An 18,091-nucleotide genomic window follows, 5' to 3' on the forward strand; every position below is an offset into this window, starting at 1 on the left:
CCTGGTCGCGCAGCCGATCTAGCGGCAGGTCCTTGCGTGGCCGCCGTGAGCAGATCGCGGCCAGGACCTTGGCGACGTCGGCGGCCGCGGCCAGCGCAATCCGCCCGTTGATCGTCGCGTCGGCAAGGGTGACAGATCGGAGCCCCGATGACTGACGGAGGCCGGGGAAAGCTTTCCATGGCCTCCGTCACTCAGGACCGGATCTTGTCGCTTGGCGTTGCCGCCAATTGGTCGATGATGTCAGCGAATGCATGCGCGACGGGCGCGAGGTCAGGCTTGTAGACCTTGTCGAGGGTGTCGGCTTTGTCGTAGAGGTAGATGGGGCCGCTGATGAAGCTGATGGTGGGGATGCCGGCCTGGTAGACGTGGTCGGCGTCGGTGGGTAGTTCTCCGATCAGTGGGAATAGTTTGTCGGTCGGCAGGCGGAGGGTGCGCTGGAGGCCGTGGGTGGTGACGGCGTTCTCGATCGCGGTTTTGAGGGGTGGGCTGACGTTCTCGAAGATGCCGCGGTACTCGGGGCGATCGTAGACCCGCAGTTGCCCGTTCGGGCCGATCTCGGCTTGCTTGGCGATGTGCTCCAAGGTGACGTTGGCGACGATCCGGCGAGGGGTGGCCGGGGCGGTGATGAAGGTATCGACGAACTTCGCGTGGGCCTGGTAGCCGGTCCAGTGGCTGTCCATCAGGACGAACATGAGGGTCTTGGGCCGCTGCTGTTGCGGGATCTGGCTGTAGTAGCGGGCGAGGGCCAGGACCTCGGCGGTGCCTGAGGCGTCCTCGACGCCGCCATCCCAGGCGGAGTCGTGGTGTGACTGGATCATGATGGTGTCGCTGCTTCGGCCGGGCAGGTAGCCGATGACGGTCCGGGCGGGGGTCGGGGCTCGCTCGCCTTCGAGGCGCAGGGTTGCGGTGCCGGCGCCGGATGCGGTCAGGGCACGGATTCGCGCTCCGGCGGCCTTGGTCACCCAGAGCCCGGGGATGGTGATGCCAGGAGTGTATTCGGGGCGGATGTCGTGGGAGTCGAAGTAGTCGGCCAGGACGCCGACGAAGCCGGCCGCGCCTGCCGCGATCGCTCGTTCCAGGACGTCGTCGTAGTTGTTGAGGTAGGGGTTGGCGGTGTCCAGGTCGGCGGGGTCCACGCTGTCGTGGGGGTCGTAGAAGAATTCGCCGGCGGCCAGGAGCAGGCTGCGGGACAGTATGAACCGCAGGTTGAACAGTACGATCTTGCCGTTGACGTCCGCGCGAGCGAAGTCGTCCTCCTGGCCGTCGCCGACGTCGACGATCGGTGCGATGAGGCCGTCGGGTCCGGTGGAGAACGGACCGTTGCCGGTGTCGAGGGAGAAGACCACGGGGGAGTGTGAGATCGGTGTCGCGCCGATGATCAGCTGCGACCTGGTGGCACGCCAATGAAGGGACTCGGTCTCCTGCTGTTGGACGTCGGCGAGCCCGAACGTCCGGAATGTGTCGAGCAGGTAGTCAGCGGATCGGTGGTCATCGACGGTTTGCGTGCCGCGTCCGGTGAAGACCGTGAGGTCCTTGACCCACGAGAAGATCGTCTCGTTGTCGGGCATGGTCGCGGCGTACGGCGGGTCATCGGATGGCACGCCCCTGTTCTGGATAGTCACTTGCGTCATTCCTTTCGAGGGCCGTCCCTTTGACAGCGCTCATGGGCGCAATCAGAACGACGGCTGGTGGGTCCGGCGGTCGATCCGGACGGCCGAGGTATGCGGTAGGCGCCGCCTGCCGAGCGCGGTTGCATTCCGTGCTTCGGCCATGGGCATCTCAGAGCTCTCAGCTGATTCAGAAGCTGCTGTCACTGCCGACGCGAAGAGGTGTGCGCGCCGCAGTCGCTCGATGATCGGCGGAGGACATGTGCAGGCATTGTGGCGTGACAGACCGCCGCGCGGGGCATGGGAGACCTCACCACTACCGCCCAGACGGCGTAGCAGTGGTAGGAGGCGATGAGCAGCTCTGCCGTTACCAAGCGGCCGGTGATCCACTCCAGCGTTTCGGCGATGTCTGTCCGGTCGGGCTCCTTCAGCGGGTACACGTCGGTTGCCAGCGAGAGTCTGTCCCGCCTTCCGCTCGGCGGCCGCGTCGCGCTGCACAGCACCGACTGTCGAAGGCAGCACGAATGACATGACAGAACACTCCGTTCGGCGAACGTCTCACGGTCGGTACCCCGGCGGCCGTGAAGCAGGTTGCGGACCTCACGGGCCCCAGAGTGGATTTTATGATACGGTCATTATATAACAATAAATATATAACAGTCATGGGTGGTTCTGTCCGCAGTGGAACATCCGGCCGAGTGGTCGCCGGCTCGCACTCCTCGATCACGTTCTTGCGGCGCTGGACCTGGTCGACGTGGCCGCTATCGCCGCGAATGCCGCTACCTGACGGAGCGGGGCCCGCGACGTCGCCGAGTGGGATGCCCCGCTCGGCTGGCGCGCCGATCCAGCCTTTGCTGATGTGCGGCACCTGCTCTCTTGGCGAAGCCGCCGCGTCATAGGCGCATCGATGCCTGATATTCCGTCCGGACGAAATGTCCGGCGCTAGCGAGAAAAGAGGCTTGATGTCGGTTCACTGTCCACGGCAGGTGAACATCCATCTCCCCGCGATCTCCGCGCCGAGCAGGTGCGATCGATGAGCCGTACCTCGCCCACGGGAGCGATCGGCATCGGCGTGGGCGCAGCCCTGGTGACGGGAGCTGCGGCAGGCAACCTCGGATCCAACCTGATGCCGGTCCTGCTGCCGGGCATAGCCAACCGGTTCCACCTGTCCAACACCGCCTCGGGCATGGTCGCCACCGTGCAACTGCTCACGACGGCGCTGGCAGCGCTCGCCCTGGCGCCACGTGCAGGCCGCCCCGGACGGGCGCGCATGGCCAGGTTCGGGCTCATCGCCACCGTGGCGGGCTTCGGCCTGGCGTTCGCCGCGCCGGACCTTACGCTCCTGACCTTGGGCAACGTCCTCGCGGGCGGGGGCCTGGGCGTGGTCTATGCCGCCGCTGTGGCGGCGATCGCCTCGACGGACGACTCCGATCGGGCTTCGGCCGTTACCGTGCTGGGTGGCACGATCGTGATTGCGGTGCTCATCATCGCGCTGCCTCTGGCCAATGACGCATGGGGTGGAGCTGCGGGCTTCGCGGTCCTGGCCGCCTGCTGCCTACCGGCGTTCTGGCTGGTCCGTGCCCTTCCTGACGCGGCTGAGCACAACCACGGACCAGCCTCGAATGCCCGTACCCCGGTGTTGTTCCTGCTGGCCGTGGCCTTACTTGGGGCAACTGAACAGGGCGCCTGGTCCTACAGCGCAATCCTGGGAGAGCGCTTCGCGGGCATGTCGGCCGGCAGCGTCTCGATCGTGCTGTCGGTCGCTGCCATCGTGGCACTGGCAGGCGTGGGCCTGAGCGCCCTGGCGACTCGCAAGATGGGGCGGTTGTCCGCCATAGCTGCTCTTATCACGGTGGGAGGTCTCGCCAAGCTGGTGATCGCCGCCGTTCCTTGGGCAGCCAGCTATGCCGCAGCCGCGATCATCTGGCAAATCTGCTTCATGGGCCTGCTCGTCCAGGTACTCGCCGTGGCCGCGGCCGTCGACCGCAGCGGCCGCTGGGTCGCAGCCTGCAGCGGAGCGCTGGCGATCGGCGGCGGCCTGGGCTCCGCCCCCGCCGGCTGGGTCCTCGACACGTTGGGCGCTCCAGCATTCGGCCTGGTCATTGCCCTGGCCACTGCGCTGGCAGCGGTTCCGCTCGTACGCACCATCCGCGCCGTGGATACGGTCTAGGCGCAACCACTGGACTCCGCGACCCAGGCCTCAACGAGGAATGGTTAAGGCAGTCCGCCACTGGGTTCTCGGGTGCCGGCCGGTGTTCCACCGACGCAAGGGCGGCCCCACCTGCTGGGCAGTTGCGATCATGTCGTTGCCGTGGATCCAGTACAGCACCGGCATGGGCTCGGCGCCCAGAGTGGGACGGTGGATGGTCAGGGTGATGTCAGAAGCGCCAGGGATGAGGGTGGATGGGATGTTCACTGACTACCTGTCGAAGGGGCGGTGATCGGTGGGCATGGTTCTCCTCTTGCGAGGCGTCGATGGGACGTGTTTCAGCGCCGGGCCGTCTGGTGGCGCTGCATCACCCACAGGAGCGCCCCCCGATTGCGATCAAGGCGGCTGCGGCGAGAGCAGGGACTCGCTGGAGAGATGTCGCGGTGGCGTACCCCGCACCGGCCTCGGCTGTGGCCCACAGGCAGGCGGCGGTGACGCTGTAGGGAGCGATGTGGCGATACGGCATGCGGGTGGCGCCCGCGAAGTGAGGGGCCAGTGTGCGGATCACCGGCAGAAAGCGGGCCAGGAAGATGGCTCGGCCGCCGTGGCGGATCATCAGCGTCTCGGCGTGCTGCCAGGCGGCGCCGGGGATACGACGGCCTATGCGGCCTGCGCGTAGCCGATCGCCCAGAAGTCCTCCGGTGCGGTGGGCGAGGAAATCGCCCGCGACCACGGCACCGGCCGCGAACACGATGACGAAAGCAAGATTGACGTGGCCGGTGCGGGCCAGCGCACCGGCGGTAAGCAGCAAAGTGAACGTGGGGACGAAGGTGCCGATCAGAAGGATCGACTCGGCTAGGACGGCCAGAGCCACCACGGCGTAGGCAGCAGCGGCGGGAAGATGATCGAGGATGCCGGACAGCGCATTCACTGCCCCGCTCCGGTCCGGGGGTGCTCGTCACGTGGGGAGGCAAGGGGGCGTTGCAGGCGCCACACGTAGGCTGGGGGCAGGTTGGCCCACACTGTCCAGCGACCAGTGGCATAGGCACGCTGGTAGGCGGCCATGACCTCGTCCACCGCGGCGTGCCGGCGCGCTTCGGCCCGGGAGGTCAGCAGGGCTCGGGCTTTGCGAGTGCCGAGGTAAGCGAAGTAGGTCAGGGCACCGCCAGGATGCAGCATCTCCATGTACCGGGCCATGATCTGCTCGACCTGCTGCGGAGTGAAGTTGGTCAGCGGCAGGCCGGAGACGATGACGTCGTACTGCTGGTCGGTGCCGAGGTGTTCGACGTACGTCTGATGCACGTCCACCTGGGCGGGCTTGCCTGCCAGGTGGGGATGCGTGGCGACGAGGTGGCGCAGTTGCGCGGCGAAGCGCGGGTTGGCCTCGACGATGTCCAGATGGCTGCCTCGGGACAACTGGGGGATCAGAGCTCGGGTGACTGCGCCGGTACCGGCGCCCGCTTCCAGGACTGCCAGCGGGCGAGGAGCCTGGGCCCGTACCGGATCGGTCAGCACTCGGGCCAGGGCCTTGCCGCTGGGGGCGATGGCGCCGGTGGTCCGCAGATCACGGGCCGCTTCGAGGAGGAACATCCAGCCTTCGGCATGCCGCTGCACCGAGACACGATCGTGGGAAGTGGGGGTGCGGTCATTCATGGATTCGACGCTAGAAACCTGCCGCTTTCCTCGGATCCGCCGTTATACGACGGCGTTCCCCGACGAAAGTAGGGGGTCAGCGTAGTAGATCGTCGGATGGGTGGACTCGGCAGCCTGCATAGGATCGCCAGGGTGACCTGGAGAAATGGCCCCAGATGGGCCGCGTACGGACGCCTGGGGCTGGTGTTCGTACTGACCCTGGCCTCCGTGCTGAACGGCGCGTCGGGCAACGGCGGTGACTATCTGACGCCCATGACGGCCGCAGCCCTGGTGTGCGCGGCGGCCCTGCTCGTGCGTCGGCTGCCCTGGCAGGTCGCGCCGCTCCTGGCCACCGCGGCGACGATCTGGTGGGGATGGCTCCTGCAGCTACTGCTGGCGGTCGCTCTGTACGACCTGGCCGCCCACCGCCGCGCGCGAGCGGCGGTGGGATGCACCGTCCTCGCGCTGAGCGCCAACCTGCTCGGCCCCCCAGAAACCTCGCTGTGGGCGCCGGAGCGGTACGCCTCCTCTCTGTTCCTGCCGCTGCTGGCCGTGGTCGGTGGGCTGTGGCTGGGTAACAGGCGGCGCCTGGTCCAGGCGCTGGCCTCCCAGGTTGAGCACCTGCGGATCGAGTCGGAGCTGCGTGAACAAGCGGCTCGCTCCGCGGAGCGAGCCCATATCGCCGCGGAGATGCATGACGTGCTGGCCCACCGTTTGAGCCTGATCGCGCTGCACACCGGCGTCCTTGCCACCAAGGGCGACACGCTGCCCGCACCGGTTACCGAGCGCCTCGGCCTGCTGCGCACCACATCCACCGAGGCCCTGGCCGATCTGCGCGATGTCCTCGGCGCCCTCCACGACCCAGATGCCACGGACACGGGTTCTCCTCTCGCGCCTGCGATAAGAGACGCACGGGAGTTGGTGGAGGAGGCGCGCGCCGCCGGGGAGCGCGTTCACATGACGGTCGACGGCCTGCCCGAACAGGCTCCCACCGCTCATCGCCTGGCCGTCTACCGCATCGTCCAGGAAGCACTGACCAACGCCCGCAAGCACGCTGGCGGCGCCGAAGTGACCGTACGCATCGGCTACGGGCCGCCGACCACGCTCGTCGAGGTCACCAACGCCCCCGGCACTCCCAGCACCAGCACCGTCGACTCCGGATACGGGATCGTCGGTCTACGCGAACGCGTCACCACCCTGGGCGGTCACCTGACGGCCGGCCCTGCTGGCGCGGGCGCCTGGCGGCTGGTCGGCCGCATCCCTCACCCCGCCGCAATCGGTCAGAACGGAGCCAGCACGTGATCCGCGTCATGAGCGTCGACGACGACGCCTTGGTCCGTCTCGGCCTCACCGACCTCCTCGACGGAGACCAAGGCATCGAGGTCATCGCCCAGGCCGTCGATGGCCTGCAGGCCATCGAGAAGGCGACTGCCCACCGCATCGACGTGGCCCTGGTCGATGTGCGCATGCCCCGTATGGACGGCATCACCGCCACCACGCGCCTGCGGGCCCTTCCCCATCCCCCGAAGGTGATCACCCTGACCACCTTCGACCTCGACCACGGGTCTCAGGCGACACGCAGGCTTCCCGTTCGCGCTACGCATGGCGAAATTCAGTCTGCCGACACTGCACCGCCGCGGTGAGGGCCAGCATCACGGCCAACGCAGGCAGATGCGAGATCGCAGACACGAAGATCATGCAGGGCGGAAACGAGCCTTATGAGCTATTTCTTCACGATCTGAGCACTGCAATCATGTGACCAATGCGCTGAAACCCTGTGACGAACGCCCAAGAAATTTAAGTGGCGGGTCCCAGCCGGATCATTCTCACAGCCAACGGCTGTTCCTGGGTTCCTCGCCCTCGGAGATCCAGCTCGGTCGAAACTTGCGGGAATTCTACCTTCTCGCAAGTTGCCAAGATCCGTCGCGACGCAACAGATCTTAATTATTAAATTTGAATTTCTGGAAAATCAAAAATGCTAGAGTCTGAGCGTGACGGCTGAGATGGGCGGACGTAGCAACCGTGCAGGGCTCGCATCCGAAGCGGAGAGGATGACCGCGTGATGTCCGGTCTCCCTGGAAGCCGCGCGCGCCGAGTGGAGCCCGGCGTGCCGTTGGTGTGGAGTAGCGCCACGAGCGCTGACGACGGAGGCTGTGACAGCGCATGATTTGCCGATGATGAGGATCGAGACACCGTGGGGTCCCTGGGAGGCCGCGCCGCTTGGCGAGGTCGTTGCGCTGATGGGCGGGCTGGCGGCGCCATGGTGGGTGGCCGGCGGCTACGCCATCGAGCTGGCCGTGGGCCATGCGTACCGCGAGCACGGGGACGTCGATATCGCGCTGCTGCGCCGGGACCAACTCGCGGTGCGGCGGCTGCTGGACGGCTGGGACGTACACGCCGCGGTCGTGCCCCAGACGCTGCGGCCATGGGCTCTTGGCGAGGTCCTGCCCGAGCAGGCGCACGACATCTGGATACGCGAGCATCCGGATGGCCCCTGGCGGTTCCAGCTCATGCTGGACGAGGCTGACGGCGAGGAGTGGATCTTTCGGCGTGACCCTCGGATCCGCCGCCCGCTGGCCGGGTTGACCGTCGAGCAGGATGGTTTCCGGAGGATTGCTCCGGAGGTGCAATTGCTCTACAAGTCCAGGGGCATGCGGCCGAAGGACGAGGTCGATTTCGAGGCGGTCCTGCCGCTGTTGAGCGAGGGGGAGCGGCGCTGGCTGGACGAGGCGCTGGAGACCGAGCACACCACACATCCCTGGCGCGCGCGCCTTGCGTCTGACGCGTCTGACGCGTCAGACGCGCCACGCACGACCGATGGGCCTGATGGGCCAGATGACGTGCGGCATTCCGGCGGGGCGTCGTGAAAGCGCGGGATCCTGCGCGCAAGGCCGCAGCCGGTGTCCCGTTCCGCGAAATCCGCCACTTCACATGAGAAGGCAAGACCAGTGACCATCCCGGATACACAGGGCAGCGCTCGACAGATCAGCACAGAAGCCACAGTGGTTACGCCGTGTCTGCACTGTGGGGCCCCGATCGAGCAGCGGCGGGGGAGGGGGCGGCCCAAGGCGTACTGCCCGGAAGGCGACTGCCAGGCCGCCGCCAAGCGTGAGCGGGAGATGCGGCGCGCGACGCCTGGGCTGGAGGGGGCGCTGGCGCGCGCCGAGCAGCTGTACGACCGGATGGAGAACGGGCTGGCCGCCGCCATCGAGCCGCTGGCCAGGGCCCTGGCCCAAGAACTGAGTCCGGCCGGGGTCGAGGCGAAGCTGAGCGCCGTACAGGCTGAGGCGCACACGCGGGTCGCCATCGCGCGTACCGAGCGGGAACAGGCATTCGAGCAGGTACGGCTGTCGCGGGAGGCCGCCGAGCACGCGCGCAGGGAGGCCGGCGTGATGCGGCTGCGCGTGGAGGAGGCCGAGGCCGAGCGGGATACCGCGCAGGCTGACGGTGAGCGGGCTCGCGAGCAGGCGCTGGCCGCGCTGCGGGAGGCGGCCAGCACAGAGCGGCAGGCCCTGCAGTCGGCCGAGGAGGCCGGGCGCCGGGCCGATCTGGCCGAGCGGCAGGCCGATGAGGCGGTACGACGGGCGGAGCTGACCGAGCGGGCCAGGGATCAGGCGCTCCAGGAGCTGGCGGAGCGGGTCGAGGCCGCCGACGGGCGGGCCGCTGAGGCGGAAGCGCAGGCCGTACGGGCTGAGACAGCGGCGGAAGCTCGGGTGGTACGCGCCGAGAAGGAGGCGCAGGCGCAGGTCGTACAGGTGCGGAAGGAAGCCGAAGCCCGCGCCGTACGGGCGGAAAAGGACGGGGAGGCGCGAGCCGAACAGGCCCGGAAGGAGGCGGCGGCGGCGCGGGCGGAGAGTGATCGCGCCCGTGAGGAGGCGGCGGAAGCCAGGCGGGGCAGGCAGCTGGCCGAGCGGGACCTGGCCGCGGCCGAGGCCAGGGCGGAGGCGGCCGGGCAGGAGCGGGAACGGGCCGTCGCCCGGGCGGAGAGCGCCGAACGCGCGGCGGCCGAGGCGCAACGGGACCGCGCCGTCGCCCTGAACGACGCGGTGAAGGCTCGGGAACTGGCCGCCGCGGAAATATCCCAGGCAAGCGAGACGGCGGAGGAACGGGACCGGTTGCGGGGGGAGCTACGGCTGGAGCGGGCTCGGCTGGAGGACGCCCGTGTTCAGCTGGAGGCGGCTCGGGCGGAGGCCACCCAGCTGCGGGAGCGGGCGGTCGCGGCGGAGTTGCGCGCGGGCTGATCGCCAAGAACGGCGCCGGCCCGAACGAGGCCCCTACGGTGTGCCGGGAAGCCGGACCGTGACCAGGAGACCGCCGTTGGGGCCGGGGGCGAGGTCGAGGGTCCCGTCGTGGGCGCGGACGATGGTGTGCACGATGGCCAGGCCGAGGCCGACGCCGGCGTGCTCGTCGGTGCGTACGCGTTCCGTTCCGCGCTGGAACGGTGCGATGAGGGTCGGTATGAGTTCCGGCGGGAGCCGGCGACCCGTGTTCTCGACCCGCAGCACGCTCGTGTCGCCGTGCGCCTCGGTGTGGACCGTCACGGTGCCGTCGGCGGGGAGGTTGTGGACGATGGCGTTCTGGACGAGGTTCGTCACCATCCGCGACAGGAGCTCGGCGGAGCCGCTGGTCTGGGCCGCCCCGCCGGTGACGTCCAGCGTGATCCGGCGCTGTTCGGCGAGGGGGAGCAGCGTTTCGGCGGCTTCTTCGGCGAGGAGGGAGAGGTCGACGCTCTCGCGGCTGAAATCTCCGCGGCTGCCGCGGCTGAGCAGCAGGAGGGCCTCGGTGAGGTCGATCGCCCGTGTATTGGCGGCGTGCAGGCGTTCGATGAGTTCGTCCCGGTCCTGAGTGGGATCCTTGCGGGCGACGTCGAGCATCGCCCGCGAGATCGCCAGTGGGGTACGCAGTTCGTGGGAGGCGTTCGCGGCGAACCGCTGCTGCTCGGCGACGTGAGACTCGAGTTGTTCGAGCATCGAGTCGAACGCGTCGGAGTGTTCACGGAATTCGTCCTGGCGGCCCTTCATGCGAATCCGGTGGGACAGCGACCCGTTCGCGGCCATCCGTGCCGCATCCGTGATCTTTGTGAGTGGTGCGAGCATGCGGCCGGCGAGAATCCACCCTCCCACGAGTCCGAACACCAGCAGGAACGCCAGCACCTGGGCCGCCCGCGGAGCGAAGGCCTGCAGGAGGTCGTCGCGGGTGGGATTTCGAAGGAGTGGTACGTGGGATCCGGGTGGGTTGGGGCCGAGACTTCCACGTGGTGGGTCGGGTACGTAGCGCAGGAGGAACACCCACACGGTGGCGAGCAGCAGGACACCCGCGAGCATGAGGAATCCGGCGTAGCTGAGGGTGAGTTTGAGGCGAACACTCAAGCCAGGCGCCCTATTCACCGCCCCCTCCCTCGCGTGCTGTGTCGATGCGGTAGCCGACCCCGGCCACCGTCGCGATGATCCCGGGTTCGCCGAGCCGTTTGCGCAGCGCCGAAACGGTGATGCGCACGGCGTTGGTGAACGGGTCCGCGTTCTCGTCCCATGCCCGCGCCAAGAGTTCTTCGGCGCTGACGACACCCCCTTCGGCGGCGACGAGAACCTCGAGTACGGCGAATTGCTTCCGGGTGAGCGCGACGTAGCGGCCGTCGCGGTAGACCTCGCGGCGGAACGGATCCAGGCGCAGACCCGCGATCTCTCGCACGGGTGGCCTGCTGTGGGCGCGCCTGCGGTCGAGCGCCCGGATACGGAGCACAAGCTCTTGCAGCTCGAAGGGCTTCGTGAGGTAGTCGTCGGCGCCGAGTTCGAACCCCGAGGCCTTGTCGTCGATCCGGTCGGCAGCGGTGAGCATGAGGACGGGCATGCCGCTGCCGGAGGCGACGATGCGGGTGGCGATCTCGTCGCCGGAGGGGCCCGGGATGTCGCGGTCAAGGACCGCGATGTCGTAGGCGTTGATGCTCAGCAGTTCCAGCGCGGTGTCGCCGTCGCCGGCGATGTCGGCGGCGATCGCCTCCAGCCGCAGACCGTCACGGACGGCTTCTGCCAGGTGGGGTTCGTCCTCGACGATCAGTACGCGCATGCCTGAAGACTATGACCCACTGGTCACAGGCACGGGGCGGGACTGGTCCGACGGCACCTCCGCCGTGGTGCGCCACCAGGGGCGCGAGGCCAGCGCGGCCAGCGCGGCGCCGGTGGCGTTGACCAGTACGTCGTCCACCGAGGACACCCGGTCCAGCCGCAGGACGTACTGTGCGGTTTCGACCAGGACCGAGCAGCTCGCCCCGAGCGCCAGGATGCGCGGCACGGACGCCAGCACCGCGAAACGCATCGGAGCGAAGAACCCCAGCGCCGCGAAGATCAGCAGGTTTGCGCCGATCCCGAAAAATCCCATCGTGAGCAGGTCCAGCAGCGGGACCAGGCTCACCCGACCCGGGACGATGCCGGCCCCCGGGCCCGGCATCATGGTCATCCACACGAACGGCACCGTCCCGTAGACCATGCCCACCTCGGCCAGCGACATCCGCCACGCCGATCGGACGCCGGCGGCACACCGGAGGCGTGCCAGAGCCCACACCAGCAGCGCGGCCAACGGCAGCGCGACCAGCGTCATGAGCACCACACCGTTCTCGGTGTCGAAGCAGCCGTGCCACCGCCCGGCCATGCACCGCGGAGCGGACATCATGAGCGGCCGCCGCACCACGAACGTGGCGCACGCCATGCCGAGGATCGCCAGACTCAGGAGCACGATCCCGCGCCTACGGCGGGACGGTGCTGACAGGGATTCGCTGTGGTTCATGCGCTCATCGAAGCCGGAGGGCCGTTGCGGTGGCGTATGCGATTTTCCATACGTCCGCGATACATGTTCGCCGCGCCGGACGCACAGGAGCCCCGTTCGACGACGTCCGCGACGAAGGGGGTGACAGGCACCGGCGGTTACGGTGCGGGATGAGAGCGGGCGCCGGCCAGGGTGAGCGCGGTGACGTTCTCGGCGAGCGCCGTCAGGTTCTCCGCGCCGCTGACCAGGAGCACGCCGGCCGCCTGTGGCGCTCTCATCGGGCATGCCCGGTTCGTGCCGGGGCAGGGGCCATCGGGGCGAGGCCCAGGTCGGCGAGCAGCGCCGCGCCGCGCTCGGCATGCCGGCCGCCGGCGAACACCATGGTCCGAGCGAACTGGTAGCGGCAGCCGGCCGCGTCAAACGCGTCCGCTGTGGCGAGCAGCGCCTCTTGATCGCCGGTGAGCAGGGCTTCGGCTCGCTCCACGATGGCGTCGGCGACCGGGTTGCCGCGCACGGTGGTCCGGGCCTCGGCCAGACGGGCGCGAGCGCCGGGGCTCCCGGCGAGCACGGCGGCCTCGGCACGCAGCGCGACATACCAGTGGTGCCAGATCCAGGTGACCCACTTCCACACCTGCCTGGGTTCGGGGGCCATCCGCTCCAGCGCCTCCGGTGCCTGACCGCGGTGCAGCAGAAGTATCGCGTCGAAGACCGCCCCGTAGCCGTAAGCGTGCTCCGGTGGGGTGTCGAGCTGAGCCAGGATCTCCTGCCATTCGCGCCGGGCGTCCTGGTCGCCGCGGAGGCCGTGGATCATCGCCACCCCGGCCGCCGCCGGGCGAAGGAGCGACCGGGCGGAGCTGCCTGCCCGCCGCCACGCGTCGAGGAACCGGACGCCGCCGGTGAGCACCTTGTCGACATCGCCCGCCAGCGCGTCGACCATCAGCAGCCGGCACGTGGCGCGGTCACCGGCCTCCGCCAGCGATGGATGGTCGGCCAGTTGGCGCGCCCATCGGCGGGCGGCTGGCACATCCCCGGTGCCGAGATCAGCCTCGGCGACGATGCCGAGCGCGTCGATCAGCTCGTGGGTGCCGGCCGGCGTGATCGGCAGGGATGACAGGAGCGTGATCCGGCGCCGGGCCGTGGTCGCGGTGGCGAACGTGTCGCCGGCCCAGCTCTGCGCGCCGGTGAGCGCGTCGAGTGCGGCCGACTCGGCGAGCGGGTCGCCGGTCCGGCGGGCGAGCTCGACGGCGCGCTCGGCGCGCGCGATCGTCTCCGGTACGGCGTTGCCGGGCGGCCCTTGGGCGGCGCCGAACGCGTCGGCGAGCACCGCGGCCTCGGCCAGTGCGATCGCGGCCTGCGCGGCGGGATCGTCGCCGGCCCCCTCTCCCGCCTCGGCGATCAGCGCGAGCGCCTCCTCCCGGGTCGGGAGCCGCAAGAACGTGGGCGAGAACCGGAAGGCGATGGTGGCGGCGCTCGCCAGGTCGGCGGCGGCGCCGGCGGTGTCACCGGCGGCGCGGGCGGCGTCCGCGGCCGCGCGGCGCAGGCGGTACATGTCATCACCGATCGTCCGGCAGCCTGCCACGGCTGAGGCCTGCCGGAGCAACGACGCGGTGGCGGTGGGGTCGGTCGCGAGCGCGGCCGCCTGCTCATAGTGCCGCTGGGACTCTCCGACGAGGTTGCGGGTGAAGGTCAGTTCCGCCAGGTGCCGGGCGAGCTGGTACGCGTCCGCGCGCTGCTCCGGCAGGTCGGCCGCCCACGCCAGGGCCGCGCGGAGGTCGTCGGCCACCAGGTCGAACCGGGCCCGCCAGTCTGCTCGTACCGCCTCCAGCCCGGCTGCCCTGGTGAGGCACCAGCGAAGGTGCCGGGATCGGGCGTCGACCAGCTCGCCGGCCTCGGCGAGCCGCTCCGTGCCGTACTGGCGGATGGTCTCCAGCGCCCGGTACTCGGTCCCGCCGGGGGACGCCGTCACCGTCAGCAGGCTCTGTTCGGTCAGCCGGGCCAGCCCGTCGGCGACGAGGCCCTGCTCGGACCCGGTCACCTCGGCCGCGGCGGCCGCGGTGAAAGGCGCCACGAACACCGACACCCGGCGCAGCAGCGCCCGGTCGGCCGGCTCCAGCAGGGCATGGCTCCAGTCGAGCGCCGCGCGTACCGAGCGGTGCCGTTCGTCGGCGCGGGAGCCGCCGGTGAGCATCCGGAGCGGGTGGGACAGAGCGGCGGCGATGCCGTCCAGCCCGAGCGCGGGATACCGGGCCGCGGCCAGCTCGATCGCCAGCGCCATGCCGTCCAGCCGCTCACAGATCGAGACGACCTGGTCGAGCGGCGGCGGGTCGAGCGGCCGGCCGGCCGCCGCCGCCCGTTCCATGAACAGGTCGACCGCGTCCGACCCGCCATCGACGGTCAGCGACAGCGGCGGAACAAGATACACCCGTTCGAACGGCACCATCAGCCGCGTCCGGCTGGTCGCCAGCACCGTCAAGCGCGGGCAGGCCACCAGCAGCCGCTCCAGGAACAGCGCGACCCCGTCCACCACCTGCTCGCAGTTGTCCAGGACCAGCAGCGCATGGCGGTCGGCCAGCGCGGCGACCACGGACGCGGTCATGTCGCGGCCGGGCGGCTCACCGAGGCCGAGCGCCCCGGCGACCGCGGTCGCGATCATGGCCGGATCGGTGACCGGAACCAGGTCGACGAACCACACCCCGTCGCCGTAATCGCCGGCCGCCTCCGTGGCCACCGCCAGCGCGAGCCGGGTCTTGCCCACTCCGCCGGGACCGAGCGCGGTCACCTGGCGGTGCGTCCTGATCTTCTCGCTCAGCACGGCCCGCTCACTCACCCGGCCGATGAACGAGGTCAGCGGGGCCGGCAGCACCGGTGCCGGTTGAGACGGGCCGGTGCCGGCCCGCTGGGCGAGGGCCCGCCGATCCGGCACCTCCAGCTTGCGCAGCAGCGAGGAGACATGGCTCTCTGCCGTACGTACCGAGATGCACAGCCGTGCCGCGATCTCGGCGTTGCTGAGATGGGCCCCGACCAGTTCCAGCACCTCGGCTTCCCGAGGCGAGATCTCCACTTCTGTCACCACTGTGCAAGTTTGCCGCATCCCTTCCGTGCGCGAGCCGGGTCGTCGATCCGTGGTCGTGAGGGAGCCCTGCACGACGTCGGCGGCGACCGTCTGGTGGCCACAGTCACCGACCCCGACGGCGACGTCCTCGGATTGCTTGAAGACCGACGAGCGCCCACGTCATCGCGACACGGAGCACCGGCTCACCCACGGCGGGAAGAGGGCCGTCAGCGACAACCTGCTCGGAGTCAAGGACACTGAGCAACAGCCTGGTCCTGCTGACATGCGTTCCGGCGTGGTACACGATGACCGACGTCCAATTCTGATCCCTCCGTTGTGTCGTCCCTGCCGCTGTATCGCGGGCGTATCGAAAATCGCATACGCCACCGCAACAGTGACTCATCTTCAGTGGACATCGATCACAGCGCATGTCGACCGGGAAAGGATTGTGATCATGGACTCCGATTCGGCAGGTGGTATCGACCGGCGGCGGCTTGTCAAATGGGGTGGGCTCGCCGCCGCCGGAGTGGTGGCGGCCGGCGCGCCGTTGGCAGGCGCCCAGCCCAGCCGCGCCGAGCCGTCCGGGGACGACCGGATCCCACCGGATACCCGGCCCGGCGGGGCCTACGACCGGTACGTGGCGAAGCTGGCCGCCGAGGACAAGTTCTCCGGCGTGGTGCTGCTGTCGTACCAGGGCCGGACGGTGTTGTCGCGCAGCTACGGCATGGCCGACAAGGAGAAGGGGATCCGCAATCACGAGGGCGTCGCGTTCAACCTCTCCTCGGGGAGCCAGCCCTTCTTGTCGGTGGCCGTCCTGCAGTTGGTGCAGCAGGGCAGGATGACGCTGTCGGACCCGGTGGGCAAACACCTGACCGGCTTTCCCAAGGAGATCGCCGAGAAGGTGACCATCCATCACCTGCTCACCAGCACCTCCGGGCTGGACGCCCCGATGCCGGACTGGCAACGCGTCTTCCACAGCCGGGAGGAGGTGCACGAGTACAACGAGCGGTGGGCCCGGCAGGCGACGCTGGTGGGGGTCCCCGGTGCGGGGTCCAATGGTCACCTTCCCGGTGGCGGCGTCGGCCTGGCCATGGCGGCGCAGATCGTGGAGGCGGTGTCCGGCATGACGTTCTGGGACTACGTGCACAAGCATGTCTTCGGACGCTCCGGTATGAGCGGCTCGGCGTTCTACACCAGGGAGCAGTGGCTCACCGACAAGCACATCGCGCACCCGTACATGCTGCAGGCCGACGGCAGCCTGGTGGACGCCGTCCGCAACCTGGACAAGGACAGCGTGGACCCGAACACACAAGGCAGGAATCCGGGCCGCGCCTTCATCGGTTACGCCTCGGGTGACGGCTTCGCCACCGCGCCGGACCTGGCCCGGTTCGCCGAAGCGCTGCGCGACGGCACGGTGCTGGACCGGCCCTACGTGGATCTGTTCGCCGGGGCCAAGCTTCCCGGCCCGGCGCCCACGTCGTACGACGCGTACACGATGCCGGTCAGCATCATCAACGGCCAGTGGGTGATCGGGCGCGGCGGCGGGGCCGGTGGCATCGGCGCCAACTGGAGCATCTACCGGGACACCGGCTGGGTCGGTGTCATCCTCAGCAACTGCGACGGCGTGCCGCTGCTGGACATCTGCCTGCGGGAGGCTGCGGCCGTCACCGGCGCGCCGGTCAACCCACCAGGCGGCGGCTGACACGCGGCCCCGGCCGGGCCGACACCCAAGGACCGCATCATGTCATCGTGTCGGCCGATCCGCCGTCGGGTCGCGCGGGAGGTCGATGGTGATGTCGAGACCGCCGCCGGGACGGGCGGTGACCGCGATGCGTCCCTGATGGGCGAGGGTGATCGCGCGGACGATCGTCAGTCCCAGCCCCAGGCCGTGGGTGCGGACGCGGGTGCCCTGCCCATGCACGAACGGTTCCAGCAGCGTCTCCGCCTCGTCGGGCGGGATCTGCCGGCCGCTGTTGGAGATCCGCAGGACGGCGCGTCCGCCCGCGGTGTCGGTGTCGACGGCCAGGTGCCCGCCCGCCCGGTTGTAGCGGATCGCGTTGTCGACCAGGTTGCCGATCATCCGTTCCAGCAGGACGGGCTCGCCGGTGACCGGAGCCGGCCGGAGCCGAGGCCGTACCGTGACGTCGGCGGCGGCGGCTCGCGCATGGACGGCATCGAGGGCGGCGGCCGCGATGGCGGTCAGGTCGGCCGGTTGCCGCGCCGCGAGGCCGGCTTGGCTACGGGCCAGCAGCAGCAGCCCGTTCAGGACGCGTTGCATGTGCTCGACGGCGTCGCGTACGTCGCCGGCCATCGCGAGCAGCTCGGCGCGGCTGGGGTGTCCGTCGAGGGTGACATCGATCGCGGCGCGGGCGGTGGTCAGCGGGGTACGCAGCTCGTGGGCGGCGTTGGCGGTGAACAGCCGCTGGCTGTCCAGGATCCGGTCGCGCTCGGCGATGCCGCGCTGGATGCGGTCCAGCATGTCGTTGACCGTGCCCGCCAGCGCCGACAGCTCGTCGGCGGGAGTGGTGACCGGGACCCGCTCGGTGAGGTTCTCGGCCGACAGGCGCCGGGCGGCGGCGGAGATCGCGCGGATCGGCCGCAGCACCCGTCCGGCCACCGCCCAGCTCAGCACGGCGGCCAGCGCGGTCACCACGACGAGTGCCAGAGCGGCCTGGGGCAGCAGCGCTGACAGAGTGTCGGCCTGCACCCGGTCGACCACGGCGTGCAGGTCCTTGACCTCCGGCGGGTCGGAACCGGTCGGGTCCAGGTAGGTGAAGAGCGCGCGGCGTCGCATCAGCAGGTACGTCAGCCCGGTCAGCGCGGCGCCGGCGGTCAGTACGAGGGCGGTCTGCAGCAGCGCGAGCCTGGCCCGCGCGGTCGGCCGGACCATCC

Annotated in this window: 14 protein-coding genes; 6 read left to right on the forward strand and 8 right to left on the reverse strand. The window is 69.7% G+C overall.

Features of this window, described 5'->3' with window-relative positions; all coding sequences use genetic code 11:
- Nucleotides 1-191 precede the first annotated feature (191 nt).
- Entirely contained in the window at nt 192-1,622 is a 1,431-nt protein-coding gene (locus ACQP2T_RS30940; protein WP_433519576.1) for a M28 family peptidase, read from the reverse strand.
- Between the two features lie 1,018 nt (nt 1,623-2,640).
- Between ACQP2T_RS30940 and ACQP2T_RS30945 the strand changes: the two genes are divergently transcribed.
- Nucleotides 2,641-3,777 (forward strand): MFS transporter, encoded by a 1,137-nt coding sequence (locus tag ACQP2T_RS30945; protein WP_433519577.1) that lies wholly within the window; start codon nt 2,641-2,643, stop codon nt 3,775-3,777.
- Between the two features lie 346 nt (nt 3,778-4,123).
- On the opposite strand, the gene ACQP2T_RS30950 is transcribed toward ACQP2T_RS30945, so the two are convergent.
- The gene (locus ACQP2T_RS30950; RefSeq protein WP_433519578.1) at nt 4,124-4,687 is read right to left on the reverse strand and encodes a DedA family protein; all 564 of its coding nucleotides are present in this window, start codon (nt 4,685-4,687) and stop codon (nt 4,124-4,126) included.
- Nucleotides 4,684-5,409 carry a class I SAM-dependent methyltransferase gene (locus ACQP2T_RS30955; RefSeq protein WP_433519579.1) on the reverse strand — a complete coding sequence of 242 codons (726 nt, stop codon included), beginning with the start codon at nt 5,407-5,409 and terminating at the stop codon, nt 4,684-4,686. Before ACQP2T_RS30955 ends, ACQP2T_RS30950 begins: the two co-directional genes overlap by 4 nt.
- A 132-nt stretch (nt 5,410-5,541) precedes the next feature.
- Here ACQP2T_RS30955 and ACQP2T_RS30960 point away from each other — a divergent pair, with 132 nt between their 5' ends.
- The 4 genes from ACQP2T_RS30960 to ACQP2T_RS30975 all read left to right on the forward strand — a co-directional run bounded on the left by ACQP2T_RS30960 (nt 5,542) and on the right by ACQP2T_RS30975 (nt 9,629).
- Nucleotides 5,542-6,690, forward strand: coding sequence for a sensor histidine kinase (locus tag ACQP2T_RS30960; RefSeq protein WP_433519580.1), 1,149 nt, complete (start codon nt 5,542-5,544; stop codon nt 6,688-6,690).
- Complete coding sequence (locus ACQP2T_RS30965; RefSeq protein WP_433519581.1) at nt 6,687-7,031, forward strand: response regulator; 345 nt, start codon at nt 6,687-6,689, stop codon at nt 7,029-7,031. Before ACQP2T_RS30960 ends, ACQP2T_RS30965 begins: the two co-directional genes overlap by 4 nt.
- Before the next feature lie 531 nt (nt 7,032-7,562).
- Nucleotides 7,563-8,255: a nucleotidyltransferase domain-containing protein gene (locus tag ACQP2T_RS30970; protein WP_433519582.1), complete on the forward strand. Its 693-nt coding sequence runs from the start codon at nt 7,563-7,565 to the stop codon at nt 8,253-8,255.
- A 135-nt stretch (nt 8,256-8,390) separates the two neighbouring features.
- Nucleotides 8,391-9,629 carry a hypothetical protein gene (locus tag ACQP2T_RS30975; protein WP_433519583.1) on the forward strand — a complete coding sequence of 413 codons (1,239 nt, stop codon included), beginning with the start codon at nt 8,391-8,393 and terminating at the stop codon, nt 9,627-9,629.
- 33 nt (nt 9,630-9,662) lie between these two features.
- On the opposite strand, the gene ACQP2T_RS30980 is transcribed toward ACQP2T_RS30975, so the two are convergent.
- The 4 genes from ACQP2T_RS30980 to ACQP2T_RS30995 all read right to left on the reverse strand — a co-directional run bounded on the left by ACQP2T_RS30980 (nt 9,663) and on the right by ACQP2T_RS30995 (nt 15,220).
- On the reverse strand, nt 9,663-10,757 hold the full coding sequence (locus tag ACQP2T_RS30980; protein ID WP_433519584.1) for a sensor histidine kinase: 1,095 nt from the start codon (nt 10,755-10,757) through the stop codon (nt 9,663-9,665).
- A 10-nt stretch (nt 10,758-10,767) separates the two neighbouring features.
- On the reverse strand, nt 10,768-11,451 hold the full coding sequence (locus ACQP2T_RS30985; protein WP_433519585.1) for a response regulator transcription factor: 684 nt from the start codon (nt 11,449-11,451) through the stop codon (nt 10,768-10,770).
- A 9-nt stretch (nt 11,452-11,460) separates the two neighbouring features.
- Nucleotides 11,461-12,117 carry a VanZ family protein gene (locus tag ACQP2T_RS30990; RefSeq protein WP_433519586.1) on the reverse strand — a complete coding sequence of 219 codons (657 nt, stop codon included), beginning with the start codon at nt 12,115-12,117 and terminating at the stop codon, nt 11,461-11,463.
- A gap of 304 nt (nt 12,118-12,421) precedes the next feature.
- Nucleotides 12,422-15,220 (reverse strand): ATP-binding protein, encoded by a 2,799-nt coding sequence (locus ACQP2T_RS30995; RefSeq protein WP_433519587.1) that lies wholly within the window; start codon nt 15,218-15,220, stop codon nt 12,422-12,424.
- Between the two features lie 433 nt (nt 15,221-15,653).
- Here ACQP2T_RS30995 and ACQP2T_RS31000 point away from each other — a divergent pair, with 433 nt between their 5' ends.
- Complete coding sequence (locus ACQP2T_RS31000; protein WP_433519588.1) at nt 15,654-16,901, forward strand: serine hydrolase domain-containing protein; 1,248 nt, start codon at nt 15,654-15,656, stop codon at nt 16,899-16,901.
- 42 nt (nt 16,902-16,943) lie between these two features.
- Here the strand turns inward: ACQP2T_RS31000 and ACQP2T_RS31005 are convergent, their stop codons facing one another.
- The gene (locus ACQP2T_RS31005; protein WP_433519855.1) at nt 16,944-18,089 is read right to left on the reverse strand and encodes a sensor histidine kinase; all 1,146 of its coding nucleotides are present in this window, start codon (nt 18,087-18,089) and stop codon (nt 16,944-16,946) included.
- Nucleotides 18,090-18,091: the final 2 nt, after the last annotated feature.

It is taken from the genome of Nonomuraea sp. CA-143628 (genome assembly GCF_050942315.1).
GTDB lineage: Bacteria > Actinomycetota > Actinomycetes > Streptosporangiales > Streptosporangiaceae > Nonomuraea.